The sequence below is a fragment of the Paractinoplanes abujensis genome (genome assembly GCF_014204895.1).
Classification (GTDB): domain Bacteria; phylum Actinomycetota; class Actinomycetes; order Mycobacteriales; family Micromonosporaceae; genus Actinoplanes; species Actinoplanes abujensis.
Map to the genome: position 1 here is coordinate 3,355,528 of NZ_JACHMF010000001.1, position 16,079 is coordinate 3,371,606.

Below are 16,079 nucleotides of genomic sequence, written 5' to 3' on the forward strand. Positions count from 1 at the left end.
GGTATCCGCAGGTAATCGTCAGGCAATCTCGCGCCCGGGCGGGGGTGGCGCCGCCCGACGTCCCGGGCGGCGCCGGTCTGCTAGCCCCAGGTCGCTCCGCGGCCCCAGGTCGCACCCTTGCGCGCGGTCATGGCTGGCTCCTTTCGCCGATGGCAGGTCGGGATCGACGATCGCCCACCGGCCCTGTGGAATTCCTGCGGCGTCAGGACAGGCGGGACCGCACCTCGGCCGCGTGGGCGTGACCCAGCTCCTCGAACAGGCTCAGCGCCTCCTGCCAGGCCGCCCGGGCCCGCGCCGACCGGCCGGTGTCGCGGTGCGTGTCGCCCAGGTGGACCAATGTGTCGGCCACCCAGTAGAGATCGCCGATCCGGCGGTACAGCGCCAGCGCCGTCTCGTAGCACGCGACCGCCGCGTCGTGCTCGCCCAGGCCGTGCCGGATGAAGCCGAGGCTGTCCCAGATGGCGGCCCGGATGTCGTCGTCGCTGTCGTCGCACAACGCCAGCGCCTGCTCGCAGGCCTCGAGCGCCCCGGCGAAGTCGCCCAGCTGCGCCCGGTAGAAGCCGATCGTGTTGAGCGTGTTCACGACGGCGTGGTCGGAGAGCTCCAGGGCCCGTTCGGCGTGGGTCAGGGCGTCGCGCATCCGGCCCTGCCGCTCGCGCAGGATCGCCATCTCGTGGTGCACCTGGGACTGCCCGGGGGCGTCCCCGGCCCGTTCGTAGACCTCGAGCGAGAGCCCGTAGTGCCGGTCGGCCTCGGCCGGGCGCTCCAGCAGGGTCCACGCCCGGGCCAGCCGGTAGTGCGCGTACGCCCGGGCCGGCTCGTTGCGCACCGTGGCCAGCGCCGCCTCCCACACGGTGACCAGGTCGTGCCACGGGCCCTGGCGGTACAGGTAGGTGTCCAGCGTCCAGGCCACCTGCCACGGCCGGTCACCGCCGGTGCGGGCGGCCCAGGCCAGCAGCACGGCCCGTTCCGCGGCGAACCAGCGCATGGCCGCCGCGGCGTCGGTGAGACCCGCGGCCGGCTCGATCGGCAGGACCGGGGCGAGCCGGGCCGGCGCCAGCAGCAATGCCCCGGCCGCGGCCACGCCCAGATAGTGGCCGAACAGCCGGGCCGTGGCCTCGTCGCGCGCGGCCGGGTCGGTCTCCAGCTCCTCCGCGTACGCCTGCATCAGGTCGTGCAGCCGGTACCGGCCGGGCGTGTGCTCGGTGATCAGACTCGACCGGACCAGTTCGGACAACTCGTCGGCGTGCTCCACCGCGGCCGGGGCGAAATCCGGGCCCGGGTGCGCGCCGAGCAGCCGGAACAGCCGGGCCGCGGCCGGGCTCAACGCCTCGTACGACCAGGAGAAGACCGCCCGTACGTCGGTGCCCGGGGTGTCGCCGGTGAGCGTGGACCACCGCTGCCGGGTGCCGGCCAGCCCGTCGGCCAGGGTCGCCAGGCCGAGCGCGGGCTGCATGACGGCGTGCGCGACGGCCAGCGTGAGGGCCAGTGGCAGCCCCGCGCACAGGTCGATGATGGCGTCACCGGCTCCGGGCTCGGCCGCCGTACGGTCCGGGCCGAGCCGGCGGTCCAGCAATTCCCGCGCCTCGCCCTGACTGAGCACGTCCAGCCGCAGCGGGTGGGCGCCGTCCGCCGCGACCAGCCCGGTGAGCTGGTTGCGGCTGGTCACCACGGTCACGCAGGAGCCGGCGCCGGGCAGCAGGGGGCGCACCTGGTCGCTGTCGCGGGCGTTGTCGAGCACCAGCACGATCCGTTTGCCCGCGAGCCGGCTGCGCAGCAGCGCCGACTGGGCGGCGGCCTCGGCCGGGATGCGGGGCGCGGGGACACCCAGCGCACCCAGGAAGCCGCGGACCGCCTCCCCCGGGTCCATCGCCGCGCCATCCCTCGCCGCGCCGTCCTCCGCCGCGCCGCCCCGGTCCCCTGCCGCGCCGCCGCGGTCTCTCGCCGCGCCGCTCGGGCCGAAGCCACGCAGGTCGACGTAGAGCTGGCCGTCGGGGAAACGGCCGGCCGCGCGATGCGCCCAATGCACGGCCAGCGCGGTCTTGCCCACCCCGGCCGAACCACCGATGACGGCCAGCGACGGCACCTTGTCCAGGGCGGCCAGCGCCTCGGCCCGCCCGGCGAACCCGGTCACATCGGCCGGCAGCTGAGCCGGCACGGGCTCGTCCGGCACCGGCTCGACCGTCCCCGTGGCCGCGTTGCCGTTGCTGGTCAGAACGGCGGCGTGCGCGGCCTGAGTGGCCGGGGCAGGATCGGCGCCCAGCTCGTCGGCGAGCCGGCGGCGCAACGCCTCGTACTGACCCAGCGCGTCGGCGGTGCGGCCGATCGCGTGCAGCGCCCGCATCAGCGCGACCGTGACCGGCTCGACGAACGGCTGCTCCTGCACGATCGTGCTCAGCGGCCCGATCACCGCGACCGGGTCGCCCGCCGCGAGCTCGGCCTCGGCCCAGGCCACGACGGCCACGAGACGTTCGGAGTCCCAGGCCGCGCGCATCGAGGCGGCCCAGTCACCGGCCAGCCCGGCCAGCGGTTCGCCACGCCACAACCCGACCGCCTCGCGCAGCCGCCCGAGGTCACCCCGCGCCTGCTCGGTGAGCGCGCGGAACCGCAGCAGGTCGACCCGGTCGGCCGGCAGGTCCAGCAGGTAGCCGCCGGAACGCCGGACCAGCGGGTCGTCCCCGCCCCGGCGCAGCGCGGCCCGCACCCGGGCCAGGTGGGACTGCAGGGTGTGGCGGGCCCGGGCCGGCGCGGCCTCGCCCCACACCCGGTCGATCAGGGTCTCGGCCGTGACCACCCGGCCCGCGTCACAGGCCAGCGCGGCGAGCACCGCACGCTGCCGCGGTTCCCCGACCGGCAGTGGTCGTGACCCGGCCCAGAGTTCCACGGGGCCCAGCAGGCGCACCTCGAGCACAGCACTCCCGGCGACAAGAGACATTCACCCGCAACGATCTCACACGGGGCAAAGCCCGCTCCGCGGCGACTCCCGAGACGGCGGCCCCGCCGCAGCGGCGGCCCTTCGGAGTTGCCGGCCGGCGGAGCAGCGGGCCGCCGGAGCAGCAGGCCCGTCGGGGACTGCGGGTCCCGGGCGGCACGTCCGCCGGAGCTGCCGGCCATCGGAGCCGCGGCTGCTGGGGCGGCGGGTCCGGGGCGGCACGTCCGTCGGCGTGCGGGTCAGTCGGAGGCGGCCGGCCCGTCGGGGGCGACCGGCAGGCGCTGGCCCGCGAGCAAGCGGCGACCCGCCACGATCTTGGCATCGGCCGGGTCCTCGATGTTCCACAGCCGGGCCAGTTGTTCGGCCTGGGCCCAGTGGTAGCCGGCGTTGAAGAAGGCGTCCAGCTCCCGCGCTCCCGCACGCCGCTCGGCGCCTCCGGCTGCGGGCCCGGAGGACGCGGCGCGAGCACGGCCGGCGCGGGAAGGACCGGGCGGGCCGGCGTGGGCAGGATCGGCGCGGGAGGAGGGGACGGCCGCGGCGCGGGAGGAGGAGGGCACCGGGTCGGCGGGGTGGAACGACGAGCTCGTGGATTGCGGTGCGGCCGTACCGCCCTGCAGGAAGCCGTGCATCTGGACCAGCCCGGCGATCAACCCGACTCCGAGCACCGCGCTGCCGGCCGACTGCGCGAGGCGCCGGCGCTGCCGGTACGACTGCGACAACTCCTGCACGCGGGCGTACACCACGGCCGGGTCCGTGGGCAGCCTTTCACCCTCGGCCATCCCGTCGCGGATGTGCTCGTCGAACTGGTTCACCTTCCTTAAGACGTACGTGGGAAGCAATCTGTGCATCGCGCGCGCCGGACGACCACCGGAGGACCCGCCCCGGGCCGCCGTGAAGATCGTGACGGACCACAAAGGACACGATCCGATACCAAGACACCCATCTATGGCCGGCGAGTGGTTAATGTCTCGCCAACGGTGACCAGCGTCACGGGTCCATGTCCGTAACCCAAGGACGGGGTGAACGAATGCGTGCATCACGAATGCGGGCGACCAGGTTCCGGGCGGTCATCGCCGCCGGCGCCGTCGCGACACTGATGATCGGCCTGGCCGGCTGCGCGGACAGCGACCGCGACAACGGCGGCGGGGAAGGTTCGAGTTCCGGCGGCACCTTCATCTTCGCGGGCGCCGGCGACCCGAAGAACTTCGACCCGATCTTCAACGACGACGGCGAGTCGTTCCGGCCGATCCGGCAGATGTACGACACTCTCGTCACCCACAAGCCCGGCACCGCCGAGCTGGTCGGCGGTCTGGCCGAGAGCTGGGAGAACGACGCCACCGGCAAGGTCTGGACGTTCAAGCTGCGGCAGAACGTCAAGTTCCACGACGGCACCCCGCTGGACGCCGCGGCGGTCTGCGCGAACTTCGACCGCTGGTACACCATGAAGGGCGAGGCCGCCCAGTCCCAGATGATCTACTACCAGGACGTCTTCGGCGGGTTCGAGGGCAGCCCCGACGCGGTCTACGACAACTGCAAGGCCCAGGACGCCTCGACCGCGGTCGTGACGATGAAGAAGTACAAGGGCGCGTTCCCGGGCGCGTTCGCGCTGACCGCGTTCTCGATTGTCAGCCCCGAGGCGGTCAAGAAGTATGACGGCAACACCGTGACGCAGAACGGCGACTCGTTCGCGTACAGCGCGTTCGCCAACGAGCACCCGACCGGCACCGGCGCTTTCACGTACGGGGGCTGGAACAAGGCCACCGGCGAGATCACGCTCACCAAGAACCCTGACTACTGGGGCGACAAGGCCAAGGTCGACAAGATGATCATCAAGATCATCAAGGATGAGAACACCCGCAAGCAGGAGCTGCGCGCGGGCACGGTGCAGGCGATCGACTTCCCGGCCCCGGCCGACCGCAAGGCGCTGGCGGGCGAGGGCTACAAGGTGCTCGACCGGCCCGCCTTCAACATCCTCTACCTGGGCATCAACCAGAAGAACCCGAAACTCAGGGACTTGCGCGTACGGCAGGCGATCGCCTACGCCCTCAACCGCGCCCAGCTGGTGCAGACCAAGGGACCGGGCGGCGCCGCGGTGGCCGACCAGTTCCTGCCCGACACGGTGCTCGGCTACGCCCCGGACGTGCAGAAGTACGAGTACAACGTGGACAAGGCCAAGCAGCTGCTGAGCGAGGCCGGCGCGACCGGGCTGACGCTCAACTTCTACTACCCGACCGAGGTCACCCGGCCGTACATGCCGAACCCGCAGGAGATCTTCACCGTGCTGGCCAACGACCTGCAGGCGGCCGGCATCAAGATCAACGGTGTCCCGCGGCCCTGGAACGGCGGCTTCAAGGACGACGTGCAGCAGTTCGGCAAACAGGACCTGCACATCCTGGGCTGGACGGGCGACTACAACGACCCGGGCAACTTCGTCGGCACGTTCTTCGGCCGGGCCAAGCCCGAGTTCGGTGACGACGCGATGACCGAGATGTTCAGCGCGATCGGCAAGGCCGACGCGACTGTCGACGAGGCCGGCAAGAAGGCCGCGTTCGAGCAGGTCAACCGCGACCTGGCGACGAAGTGGCTGCCCGCCGTGCCGATCTGGCACGCCCCGCCCGCCCTGGCCACCGCCAAGAACGTCGAGGGCCTGGTGCCCAGCCCGCTGACCGCCGAGACGTTCAACTCCGTCTCGCTCACCAAGTAGATCTCCGGGACGACCCGGCCCGCGGGCCGGGTCGTCCGGCGTGCAAAGGAGTCCGGCATGGTGAGAGTCGTCCTGCGCCGCCTGGTCCAGCTGGCCGTCACGTTGATCGCGCTGACCACGCTGGTCTTCTTCTGGCTGCGCAGCCTGCCCGGCGGGCCGGTCGACGCGCTGCTGGGCGAGCGCGCGACCCCGCAGACCCGCGAGCTGCTGACCCGGGCCCTCGGCTACGACCAGCCGATCTGGGTCCAGTACGGCCGCTTCCTCAAGAACGTGGTGACCGGCAATTTCGGCAACTCCATCCGCACCGGTGAGCCGGTCATCGACGTGATCAGCCGGTCCTTCCCGGCCACTATCGAGCTGGCCCTGGCCGCCATCGTCATCGCGATCGGCCTGGGCATCCCGCTGGGCTACCTGGCGGCCCGGCATCGCGGCCGGCTGCTCGACAACGCGACCATCATCGTCACCCTCGTCGGCATCTCCATCCCGATCTTCTTCCTGGGCTATCTGCTCAAGGACTGGCTGACCCAGGGCCTGCACCTCTTCCCGCCCTCGGGCCGGATCAGCACCGGCATGGACAACACCGACGTGACCGGTTTCTTCGTGCTGGACGGGCTGCTGACCCGGGAACTGGACGCGTCGGCCGACGCGCTGTGGCATCTGGTGCTGCCCGCCCTCACCCTGGCCACGATCCCGCTGGCGATCATCATCCGGATCACCCGGGCCAGCGTGCTCGACGTGCTGGACGAGGACTACATCCGTACGGCGGACGCCAAGGGCCTGCGAAGTCCCACGGTCCGCAAGCGGCACGTGCTGCGCAACGCCCTGCTGCCCGTGGTCACCATCATCGGCCTGCAGACCGGGGCGTTGCTGGCGGGCGCGGTGCTGACCGAGAAGGTCTACAACTGGGGCGGGCTGGGCACGCTGATCACCGACTCGATCGGCGGCAGCCGCGACTATCCCGTGCTGCAGGCGCTGATCCTGCTCGCGGCGGCCGTGTTCGTCGTGGTGAACCTGCTCGTCGACCTCTCCTACGCGATCATCGACCCGAGGGTGCGTGTGCGATGACCGGTGCCCTGGCCGAGCACAAACGCCGGCGGATCGACGAGCTCATCGCCCGCACGGCCGAGCCGGGCGGGGTCAGCCTGCTGCGGGACGCCGGCCGGCGGCTGCTGCGCAACCCCACCGCGGTCGTCGGCGCCACGATCATCCTGCTGTTCCTCGTCATCGCGATCTTCGCCCCGCTGGTCGCCCCGCACGACCCGGTGCAGCGATTCGGAGAGCTGACCCGGAACTTGACCGTCGACAGCATCCCCGGCGCCACCGCGGGCCACCCGCTGGGCAGCGACCCGCTGGGCCGCGACTTCGCCTCCCGGATGATCTTCGGTGCCCGCCAGACCCTGTTCGTCGGCGTGCTGGCCACCCTCATCGGCCTGCTCATCGGCGTGCTGCTGGGCGCCCTGGCGGGCGCGGTCGGCGGCTGGGTCGACGTGCTGGTGATGCGGCTGACCGACGTGATGCTGGCCCTGCCCAGCCTGCTGCTGGCGATCACCCTGGTCGCCCTGGCCCGCGAATCCACTCAATGGACGGTGATCATCGCGGTCGCGGTGGTCAACGTGCCCATCTTCGCCCGGCTGCTCCGCGGGTCGATGCTGGCCCAACGGGAGAGCGATCACGTGCTGGCCGCCCGCGCGCTCGGCGTCAAGCGGCGCACGATCGTGCTGCGGCACATGCTGCCCAACTCGCTGACCGCCGTGATCGTGCAGGCCACCCTGACCTTCGCGGTGGCGATCCTGGACGCGGCCGCGCTGTCGTTCCTGGGCCTCGGCGACCCCGACATCAACCGGGCCGAGTGGGGTCTGATGCTGGGCGTCGACGGGGTGCGCTACTTCGAGGTGCGCCCGGAACTGGCCTACTTCCCGGCCCTGGCGATCATCTTCGTCGCGCTCGGCTTCACCCTGCTCGGCGAGAGCATCCGTGAGGCGCTCGACCCCAAGAACAGGCGGTGATCAGTGATGCCTCTGCTCGACGTACGGGACCTTTCGGTGGTTTTCGGTCGTGGCCCCAGGACCGTCACCGCGGTGGACGGGGTCAGCTTCACGGTGGAGCCCGGTCAGACGGTCGGGCTGGTCGGCGAGAGCGGCTGCGGCAAATCCGTGACCAGCCTCGCGATCATGGGGCTGCTGCCCCGCCGCGGCAACACGGTCACCGGCCAGGTCCTCTTCGACGACACCGATCTGCTCCAGCTGCGCCCGCACGAGCTGCGCGACTGGCGGGGCCGCGACATCGGCATGATCTTCCAAGATCCGCTCTCCTCGCTGAACCCGGTGATCCCGCTGGGCGTCCAGGTGGCCGAGGTGCTGGAACGCCATCAGGGCCGCACCCGGCAGGCCGCGCTGCGCGAGGCCCGGGGCCTGCTGGAGGCGGTGGGCATCCCCGACCCGCAGCGCCGGCTCAAGGAATACCCCCACCAGCTCTCCGGCGGCATGCGGCAACGCGCCCTGATCGCCATCGCCCTGGCCTGCAAGCCGCGCCTGCTGATCGCCGACGAGCCCACGACCGCGCTCGACGTCACCATCCAGGCCCAGATCCTCACCCTGCTCAAGGAGCTGGTCGACGACTCCGGTACGGCCCTGGTCATGATCACCCACGATCTCGGTGTCGTGGCCGGCCTCTGCGACACGGTCAACGTCCTGTACGCGGGCAAGGTGGTCGAACGCGCCTACCGCCACCACCTGTTCGCCGAGCCCCGCCACCCGTACACCGACGGCCTGCTGCAGTCGGTCCCCCGCCTCGACGCCGGCCGGGGCGGGCGGCTGCACCAGATCCGCGGCTCCGTCAGCGACAACATCCCCTGGTCCGAGGGGTGCGCCTTCGCCCCCCGCTGCGACCGGGTGATCGACGACTGCATCGGTTCCGTGGTGCCGCTCGAACCCGGTGTCCGCGGCGGCGCGCTGCGCTGCACCAACCCCGTCCCGCTGGAGGTGCCCGCGTGACCGACACGCTGGTCTCGCTCGACAACCTCAAGGTCCACTTCCCGATCAAAAGCGGACTGCTCTTCGACCGTACGGTCGGGCACGTCTACGCCGTCGACGGCGTCTCCCTGGCCATCGCCCGCGGCGAAACCTACGGCCTGGTCGGCGAATCCGGTTGCGGCAAGTCGACCCTGGGCCGCGGCCTGCTGCGGTTGGTCGAGCCCACGGCGGGCGGAATCACCTTCGACGGTACGGATGTGCGCGCCCTCACGGGCGAACGCCTCCGGCAGTTCCGCCGCCGTATGCAAATGGTGTTCCAGGACCCGATGTCCAGCCTGGACCCGCGCCAATCGGTCGAGTCGCTGCTCGTCGAAGGCCTCAAAGCGCACGGCTTACAGGCCGGCGCCGCGCAACGACTGCGGTCCACGCTCGACTCGGTGGGGCTGCCGGCGTCGGCGCTGCGCAAGTATCCGCACGAGTTCTCCGGCGGCCAGCGCCAACGCATCGGCATCGCGCGCGCCCTGGTGCTGGGCCCCGACCTGATCGTGGCCGACGAGCCGGTGTCCGCGCTCGACGTGTCGATCCAGGCCCAGGTCGTCAACCTGCTCGACGACCTGCAGGAGTCCCTGGGCCTGACCTACTTGGTGATCGCCCACGACCTGGCCGTCATCCGCCACATCTCGGACACGATCGGCGTCATGTATCTGGGCGCGCTGGTCGAGGAGGCCGACGCCGATCAGCTGTACGCACGACCGCTGCACCCCTACACCCGAGCGTTGCTCTCGGCCGTCCCCATCCCCGACCCCCAGGTGGAAGACCGCCGCGAACGCATCCTCCTGGCCGGCGACCTGCCCTCCCCCGCCGACCCACCCAGCGGTTGCCGTTTCCGCACCCGCTGCCCCTGGGCCCAGGAGCGTTGCGCCTCGGAACGGCCGGAGCTGCGCGTGTTCGACTCCTCCGGCCAGCGGGTCGCCTGCCACTTCGCCTCCGAGATCCGCAGCGGCGAACTGCGCCCGCACGAGGTCCGCCCCGAACTGGTCCGCCCCGGCTCAGGCCCGGACACAGCCGCCGAGCTGATCCCGACCCAACCGGACCTGCCCACACAGTAGAGGCCGCCCGCCCGCGCGATTCACCCGATCCTGACCTTCGACTGTCGCAGGATGGTGGTGAGCCGCAGACTCGGGGGTCGGACCGGGCAGCGGTCGAGGATCTGATCGCGCTGGGGCCTGCAGGGGGAAGTCGACGCCGAACTCGTTCTGCATCGCCCGCGCGGTAGCGAGCTGTTCGGACGAGATGTCGACGCCGACGGGTGGGGCGCAGAGTCGAGCCAGCCACGCCGAGACGGAAGCGGTGCCGCAGCCCAGTTCGATCGTGCGGAGCCCGGCCAGGTCGTCGGGGAGCACGTGGACTTGGGACTCCGGGGTGGCCCCCAGACCCCAGCCCGGCGTGGGCCGGGACCGGTGGTCGCGGGCCGGGGGTCCGTGCCCCGCCGCCGCGTGGTCGTCCTAGCAGCGGCGGTTGGACGACTCGTGGCTCATTGCGCAGCGTCCACGGGTCTGAGCAGCGCTTCCAGGGGGGCCAGGGGCACGATGCCTTCCGCCTTGGTGGCCAGGGACGGGTCGATCGTCACGAGGGCGTCGGCCTGTAAGCGGGTCACCGCCAGGTACTCGGCGTCGCGCAAGGTGTCCCAGTTCTGGTCGCGGGCGATTCGCCAGGCCGTTGTCCGGGAGACGCGGTCGCCGAGGACGCGCAGCTTGAGTTCGGTCATTCGTTCGTGCAGGCCGAGGGCCTCCCGGTCCGAGCGACGGCCGGCGCGGACGTCGGTCAGCAGCAGGTGCATCGCCTCCGAGCGGATCGTGTTCGGGGCGACCAGCTGGTGGCCGCTGTCCGCCACCAGGCCGTTGGCGACCAGGTGGAGCAGTGTGGGCGCGTCTATCCCGTACCGGCTCATCTCGTCAGCGTAAGGCCTGGGCGCGCAGGGTTCGCCGGGACGACCGACGAGCGGCGGCGTCCACGAACTGTTCAGAGGGCGGCGGCCAGTTTGCGGCGGGACGTGATGCCGAGTTTCCGGTAGATGCGGGTCAGGTGGTATTCGACGGTGGAGGTGCTGAGGAACAGGCGGGCGGCGATCTCGGTGTTGGTGGACCCGGCGGCGGCCAGGGTGGCGACCTGACGTTCCTGCGGAGTGAGGTGGCCGCCGGTGCGGGCGGCGGGGGCGGGGAAGACTTCGCCTGTCGCGAGCAGTTCGGACCGCGTACGGGAAACGAAAGCGGCCGCACCCATGTGGGTGAACAGGTCATGGGCGTGGTGCAGGTGGACCCGTGCGTCGGCTCGGCGGCGCCGGCGGCGCAACCATTCGCCGTAGAGCAGGTGGGTGCGCGCGAGTTCGGTGACGATCCGGGTGCGGCCGAGGTGGTCCAGCGCCTCCCGGTACAGAGCGTCGGGGTCGTCGGCCATCAAGGCCCGGCAGCGCGCGAGCAGGCCCAGGGCCCACGGGGTGCCGCTGACGGGGGCGCGCTGCTCCATCCGTACGAGGGCCGTTTTGGCCGTCTCGTGGTCGCCGCTGCGCACGCCGGCTTCCACGATCTCGGGGAGGGATCGGGTGGCGGCGCCCGGCTTGTCCCACTCGAGCGAGGGTTGGACGCAGGCCAGCGCGGCCGGGTAGTCGCCGAGGCTGATCTCCAGGACGGCCAGGGAGTTGCGGACCAGGAAGCCGAGGCCGGTCGCGGCGGCGGCCAGCGCCCGCGCCTCGGTCTCGCGGCCCTGCCAGGCCAGCAGTTCGATGCGTTGCGGCTCGCCGCGCATCGGCTGGCCGACCACGCGGGACAGGCCGGTCAGTTCGTCCTGCAGCGCCTCGGCGGCGTCGAAACGGCCCGCCCGCAGTTCCCAGGCGACACCGACGGCGAGGGTGGTGCGCAACGAGCCCAGGGCGCCGTTGTCCCGGTCGTACGCTTCGAGCCGGCTCCACGCCCGCCGGCCCGCTTCCTCGTCCCACAGGTCGTCGGCGGCGAGGATGCTGATCACGGCGAGCGGCAGGCCGTCGTCGGTGTCCACGGCGGCCAGCGCGTCGCGCAGCAGCGGCACGGCGGTGCGGTAGTCGCCGGTGATGCGGGTGGCGAAGCCGATCAGGAACGGGTCCGCCGGCGCTGGGGCGGCCAGCACCGTGCGAGCCAGCTCCAGCATGGTGGCCTGATCGCTGGTGACCAGCATGGCCTGCAGCGCCTCGAACATCATCCGGCGGGCCAGCGGGGCGTCCTCGGCGGTGATCGAGGCGGCCGCCTCCAGCAGGATCCGGGGTGCCGCGTCGTAGCGCCCCGCGTACATCTCGGCGGTGGCCCGGGCCTGGCGGGCCAGCGCGCGGGGCACGGGACGGTCGAGGCCGGGTTCGGCGCGGTCGAGCATCTGCCCGGCCGCCACCGGGTCACCCAGCACCAGGTGGGCCCGGGCCGCCGCGACCAGCCGCGACGCCTGCGCGCGGGGGCCGGGTGAGAGGTCGGCCGCGCGGGCCAGGAAGGCCGCCCGTACGGCATGGCCGCCGCGTTCCGACGCCTTCTCCAGCAGCGCGGCCACGTCCTCGTCGAGCCCGATCGTGGCCTGCGCGCGATGCCACGCGTGCCGGTCCGGATCCCGTACGGGGTCGTGCACGGCGGCCAGGGCGGCATGCACCCGCCGCCGGTCGGACGGGTCGGCGCCGCGATGCACGGCCGAGCGGATCAGCGGGTGCCGGAAGTCGAGCGCCGGCGTCAGAAGGCCGGCCGACAGCGCGACGTCGGCTTCGTGGGCGGCGATGCCCAGCTGCACCGCGGCCCGCCAGAGCAGTGCCGGGTCGCCGGGCGACGCGACCGACACGAGCAGCAGCAACAGGCGGGCGGGCGCGGGCAGCGGGCTGATCTGCCCCAGGAAGTGCGTCTCGAGCAGGTCGCCGACGGGGAGCGGGGCGGGCAGCGGGACCAGGCCGGCCAGCTGGCCCGGGGTCAGGGTGCGGGCCAGCTCGATCAGGGCCAGCGGGTTGCCCCCGGTGCCGGCGGCGAGGTGGTCAGCCACCGTGTCGTCGAGGTGCCCGGCGACGCGGGCTGTCAGCAGGCTGCGGGCGTCGGCGCGGGGCAGGCCGGTCAGCGTCGTGACGGGCAGCCCGCCCAGCCGCGCCAGGCCGTCGGGGCGGGTGGCGAAGAGCAGGCCCAGGGCTTCGGCGTGCAGGCGGCGGGCGACGAACGTGAGCGCGTCGGCCGTTTCCCGGTCGAGCCACTGCGCGTCGTCGATCACGCAGATCAGGGGTTCCGGTGTGGACACGCCGGCCAGCAGGGTCAGCGTGGCCATGCCGACGAGGTAGCGGTCGGCGGGGCCGCCGGCGGTGTGCCCGAACGCCGTGCGCAGGGCGCCGGCCTGGGGTGCGGGCAGCGCGTCGAGGCGGGGCAGCCAGGGTCGTAGCAGCCGGTGCAGGGCCGCGTAGCCGAGGCACATCTCGGGCTCGGCCCCGGCGATCGGCACGACCCGGACACCGCCGGCCTGGCCCAGCAGGCTGGTCTTGCCGGTGCCGGGTTCGCCGGCCAGCACCAGCGTGCCGCTGCGGCCGTCGCGCACCCCGGCCACCAGTCCGGCCAGCATCCGTTGTTCCTCGTGACGACCGACGAACATCAGGCATCACCCCCGCGCTCCAGGGGACCATCCGGAGCCCGTACGGGTGGCCGGGGCCGGACCCTAAACGCCGAGGCTAGGGTCCCGGAGCGCGTCGGCCAGCAGGCGGCGCGACGAGATGCCCAGCTTGGCGTAGATCCTGGACAAGTGGTACTCAACGGTCTTCTGGCTCACGTAGAGCTCGGCCGCGGCCTCCTGGTTCGTCCGGCCCTGAGCGATCACGTGGGCCACCGAGAGCTCGCGTTCGGTCAGCGTCAGGGGGCGGCCGGGGTGGCTGTCGGCGGTGGTCAGGCCGGCGGCGGTCAGGTCCTGCTCGCAGCGCTGCCGGAACGGCTCGGCCCGCAGCGTGCCGAAGCGGCGGTGGGCCCGGGTGAGCCAGGTCGCCGCGTCCCGGCGCGATGCGCTGCCCGTCGCCAGGAGCAGTTTCCCGTACGAGTGCTCCAAGCGCGCACGGTAGAGCGGCGCGGTGTCGTCGTCGACCTCGGCCACCAGGGCCCGCCGGTACGTCTCCTCGGCGTCGCCGGGACGGTTGCGCGCCTCCGCGATCCGGCCGCCGAGCCGGGCCACGACGTCGCGCAGGTAACCCCCGTCGTGCTCGTCGCGCAGGTCGTGCAGCACCGCCTCGGCGTCGTCGAGCCGCCCGGCGCCGGTGAGCGCCTCGGCCAGCAACGCCTGCTGCCACAACCGGAAGGGCTGATAGCGCAGGCTGGTGCCGGTGAGCAGCGGCTGCAGCGCCTGCAGGAGGCCGGCGTCGTCGGCCCGGGCCTGGGCCACGGTGGCCGCGGCCAGCGACGAGTAGACGATGTCGGGCGGTGACCCGAACGACTGCACGATGGTGGCCAGTTCGCCCAGGCGGCGCTCGGCGCGGTCCCAGTCGCCGCGGCCGGCGTCGACGCAGACCGACGCGAACCGGCCCGCCGCGTCGAAGGCCAGCTGGTCCTGGGAGACGGCGACGGCGCGGGCCCGGTCGGCGGCCGACGCGCTCTCGTCCCACTCGCCGGCCAGGTAGTGCACGACGGACTGCAGGGCCAGCGTGGCCGGGCCGAGCCGGGAGCTCGCGCCCTGCTGGTCGCGCAGCGCGACGGTGCGCAGGTCCGTGCGGGCCCCGGGCAGGTGCCCCAGGAACAGCCGCATCACGCCCCGGGTGGCCAGGGTGTCGAGGTTGTCGTCGCGCACGTCGACGCTGGACTCGGGCAGGTGGGTGAGGTCGTCCAGCGCGGCGCGGGGACCGGCGTGCCACATGCGGCCGGTGGCGACCAGCGCGCGGGCCAGGTCGGTGGTGGCCGGGTCGAGGTCGCCGATCGTCAGGGTCTGCCGGGCGATCTCGACGGTCTCCGCGCCGCGCCCGCCCGCGATCGTGATCTGGGCCAGGAACAGGGCGGCCAGGGCGGCCACCCAGCCCGCTCCGGGCTCCTCCCGCGCCTGTCTCAGGTGGGCCTCGGCGGTGGGGATGCGGCCCGTCATCATGTCCATGATCCCGAGGACGCAGCTGCGCAGCGGGCCCGGCGCGCAGTCCTCGACCTGCGGCCGCAGCGGCAGGGCGGTGTCGGCCCGCAGGGTGAGCAGCGACTGGGCGCACGCGGTGAGCAGCCGCCGTTCCCGGTCGTCGCGGCCCGCGGACAGCGCCGAGGCCCAGCGCAGGCGGGTGGCGGCCACGGCGTTGCGCCCGGCCGCGGCCTCGGCCAGCCCGGACTGTTCGAGCTCGGCGGCCAGGCCCTCGTCGGTGGTCGACGCCGCGGCCACCCGATGGGCCCAGCTCGCGGCCGTGCCGACGAGGTGGGCCGCGCCGGCGTGCAGGACGCGGCGGCGTCCGGGGCCGAGCGCGTCGTAGAGCGCGTCGCGTTGCAGGGAGTGCACCAGGCCGACGGGGCTCTGCGGCTCGTTGGGCCACCACACAGCCAGGCCGGCCGCCAGCGCCGGGCCGAGCGCCCGGGCCGGATCGGCCAGCCCGGCCAGCCGCCCGGCCGCGGCCAGCGGCACCCTGGCGTCCAGCACGGCCAGCGCGTCCAGCAGGTCGCGGGACTCCGCGGGCAGCCGGTCGAGCTGGGCCTTGATGGCGACCAGCAGCGAGCGCGGCACCGGCCAGCGGCGCAGGCCTTCGTCGCGCAGCACGTCGGCGGGCACCTCGGCCAGCACCGTGCGCAGGTGCAGCGGGTGGCCGCCGGTGTAGTCGTGCAACCGGTCGATGAGCCCCGGCGTCAGCGGGCCCTCGAGCATCACGCCCGCCAGCCTCGCCACCGCGTCGCCGTCCAGGCCGCCGAGCAGCACCTTCGTCGCCTGGTCGGCGGAACGCAGCAGCTGGTCCAGCGGCTCAGCGGCCGGCCGGGTCGCCAGCAGGGTCAGCACCCGGTCGGACCACAGCCGCCGCAGCACGAAGCCGAGCGCCCGCGTCGACTGCCGGTCGGCCCAATGCAGGTCGTCCACGATCACCGCGACCGGCCGGCCCGGCTTCTGCAGCTCACCCAGCAGCAGGAGCAGCTGCCCGCCGATCACGTGCGGCGACGCGTCGGCGGCGGGCGCGGCCAGCGATCCCTCCGGTGCGACACGGCTCGCCAGTTGCCCGATCACCCCGTACGGGAAATCGGTCTCGGAGGAATCGGCGGTGGCTCGCAGAACGGTGAAGTCGCTCAGCGACTCGGCGAAGCTGCTCAGCAGGGCGCTCTTGCCGATGCCGGCCTCGCCCTCGATCACGGCCAGCCGCGACCCACCGGCCCGCACCTCGTCGGCGCAGGCCCTCAGCTGCTCGGACTCCCCCGCCCGGCCGACGAAGAGCGTCACCGGATGACCTTATGAACCCCGGGTTCGCCCGCGCAACCCGCCCGCGAAGACTGTGGGC

The 16,079-nt window shown here is 73.1% G+C and carries 11 protein-coding genes; 5 read left to right on the forward strand and 6 right to left on the reverse strand.

What is annotated here, in order from left to right; translation table 11 throughout:
• Positions 1-202 precede the first annotated feature (202 nt).
• Both BKA14_RS15140 and BKA14_RS15145 read right to left on the reverse strand, forming a co-directional pair.
• A complete protein-coding gene (locus BKA14_RS15140; protein ID WP_184951572.1) occupies positions 203-2,935 on the reverse strand; it encodes an AfsR/SARP family transcriptional regulator in 2,733 nt (910 codons plus the stop codon).
• 236 nt (positions 2,936-3,171) lie between these two features.
• Positions 3,172-3,780, reverse strand: a complete 609-nt coding sequence (locus BKA14_RS15145) for a hypothetical protein (RefSeq protein ID WP_184951573.1) — start codon at positions 3,778-3,780, stop codon at positions 3,172-3,174.
• Between the two features lie 179 nt (positions 3,781-3,959).
• Between BKA14_RS15145 and BKA14_RS15150 the strand changes: the two genes are divergently transcribed.
• The 5 genes from BKA14_RS15150 to BKA14_RS15170 are packed head-to-tail and all read left to right on the forward strand — an operon-like array spanning position 3,960 to position 9,717.
• Positions 3,960-5,636 carry an ABC transporter substrate-binding protein gene (locus BKA14_RS15150; protein WP_239093247.1) on the forward strand — a complete coding sequence of 559 codons (1,677 nt, stop codon included), beginning with the start codon at positions 3,960-3,962 and terminating at the stop codon, positions 5,634-5,636.
• 57 nt (positions 5,637-5,693) lie between these two features.
• The gene (locus BKA14_RS15155; RefSeq protein ID WP_184951574.1) at positions 5,694-6,701 is read left to right on the forward strand and encodes an ABC transporter permease; all 1,008 of its coding nucleotides are present in this window, start codon (positions 5,694-5,696) and stop codon (positions 6,699-6,701) included.
• Entirely contained in the window at positions 6,698-7,642 is a 945-nt protein-coding gene (locus BKA14_RS15160; protein WP_184951575.1) for an ABC transporter permease, read from the forward strand. Before BKA14_RS15155 ends, BKA14_RS15160 begins: the two co-directional genes overlap by 4 nt.
• Before the next feature lie 6 nt (positions 7,643-7,648).
• Complete coding sequence (locus BKA14_RS15165) at positions 7,649-8,629, forward strand: ABC transporter ATP-binding protein (RefSeq protein ID WP_184951576.1); 981 nt, start codon at positions 7,649-7,651, stop codon at positions 8,627-8,629.
• Positions 8,626-9,717: an ABC transporter ATP-binding protein gene (locus BKA14_RS15170; protein ID WP_184951577.1), complete on the forward strand. Its 1,092-nt coding sequence runs from the start codon at positions 8,626-8,628 to the stop codon at positions 9,715-9,717. The genes BKA14_RS15165 and BKA14_RS15170 overlap by 4 nt, the downstream gene beginning before the upstream one ends.
• Here the strand turns inward: BKA14_RS15170 and BKA14_RS45565 are convergent.
• The 4 genes from BKA14_RS45565 to BKA14_RS45045 all read right to left on the reverse strand — a co-directional run bounded on the left by BKA14_RS45565 (position 9,658) and on the right by BKA14_RS45045 (position 16,021).
• A complete protein-coding gene (locus BKA14_RS45565; protein WP_203722548.1) occupies positions 9,658-10,011 on the reverse strand; it encodes a class I SAM-dependent methyltransferase in 354 nt (117 codons plus the stop codon). The two genes, BKA14_RS15170 and BKA14_RS45565, sit on opposite strands and share 60 nt — an antisense overlap.
• Positions 10,012-10,142: 131 nt before the next feature.
• Complete coding sequence (locus tag BKA14_RS15180) at positions 10,143-10,559, reverse strand: type II toxin-antitoxin system VapC family toxin (protein ID WP_184951578.1); 417 nt, start codon at positions 10,557-10,559, stop codon at positions 10,143-10,145.
• A gap of 71 nt (positions 10,560-10,630) precedes the next feature.
• Complete coding sequence (locus tag BKA14_RS15185; RefSeq protein ID WP_184951579.1) at positions 10,631-13,243, reverse strand: LuxR C-terminal-related transcriptional regulator; 2,613 nt, start codon at positions 13,241-13,243, stop codon at positions 10,631-10,633.
• A 63-nt stretch (positions 13,244-13,306) separates the two neighbouring features.
• Positions 13,307-16,021 carry an AAA family ATPase gene (locus tag BKA14_RS45045; protein WP_184951580.1) on the reverse strand — a complete coding sequence of 905 codons (2,715 nt, stop codon included), beginning with the start codon at positions 16,019-16,021 and terminating at the stop codon, positions 13,307-13,309.
• Positions 16,022-16,079: the final 58 nt, after the last annotated feature.

Coding starts and splice junctions, on each gene's coding strand:
- BKA14_RS15140 (WP_184951572.1), bottom strand. CDS start 2,935: ATGTCTCTTGTCGCCGGGAGTGCTGTGCTCGAGGTGCGCCTGCTGGGC.
- BKA14_RS15145 (WP_184951573.1), bottom strand. CDS start 3,780: ATGCACAGATTGCTTCCCACGTACGTCTTAAGGAAGGTGAACCAGTTC.
- BKA14_RS15150 (WP_239093247.1), top strand. CDS start 3,960: ATGCGTGCATCACGAATGCGGGCGACCAGGTTCCGGGCGGTCATCGCC.
- BKA14_RS15155 (WP_184951574.1), top strand. CDS start 5,694: ATGGTGAGAGTCGTCCTGCGCCGCCTGGTCCAGCTGGCCGTCACGTTG.
- BKA14_RS15160 (WP_184951575.1), top strand. CDS start 6,698: ATGACCGGTGCCCTGGCCGAGCACAAACGCCGGCGGATCGACGAGCTC.
- BKA14_RS15165 (WP_184951576.1), top strand. CDS start 7,649: ATGCCTCTGCTCGACGTACGGGACCTTTCGGTGGTTTTCGGTCGTGGC.
- BKA14_RS15180 (WP_184951578.1), bottom strand. CDS start 10,559: ATGAGCCGGTACGGGATAGACGCGCCCACACTGCTCCACCTGGTCGCC.
- BKA14_RS15185 (WP_184951579.1), bottom strand. CDS start 13,243: ATGTTCGTCGGTCGTCACGAGGAACAACGGATGCTGGCCGGACTGGTG.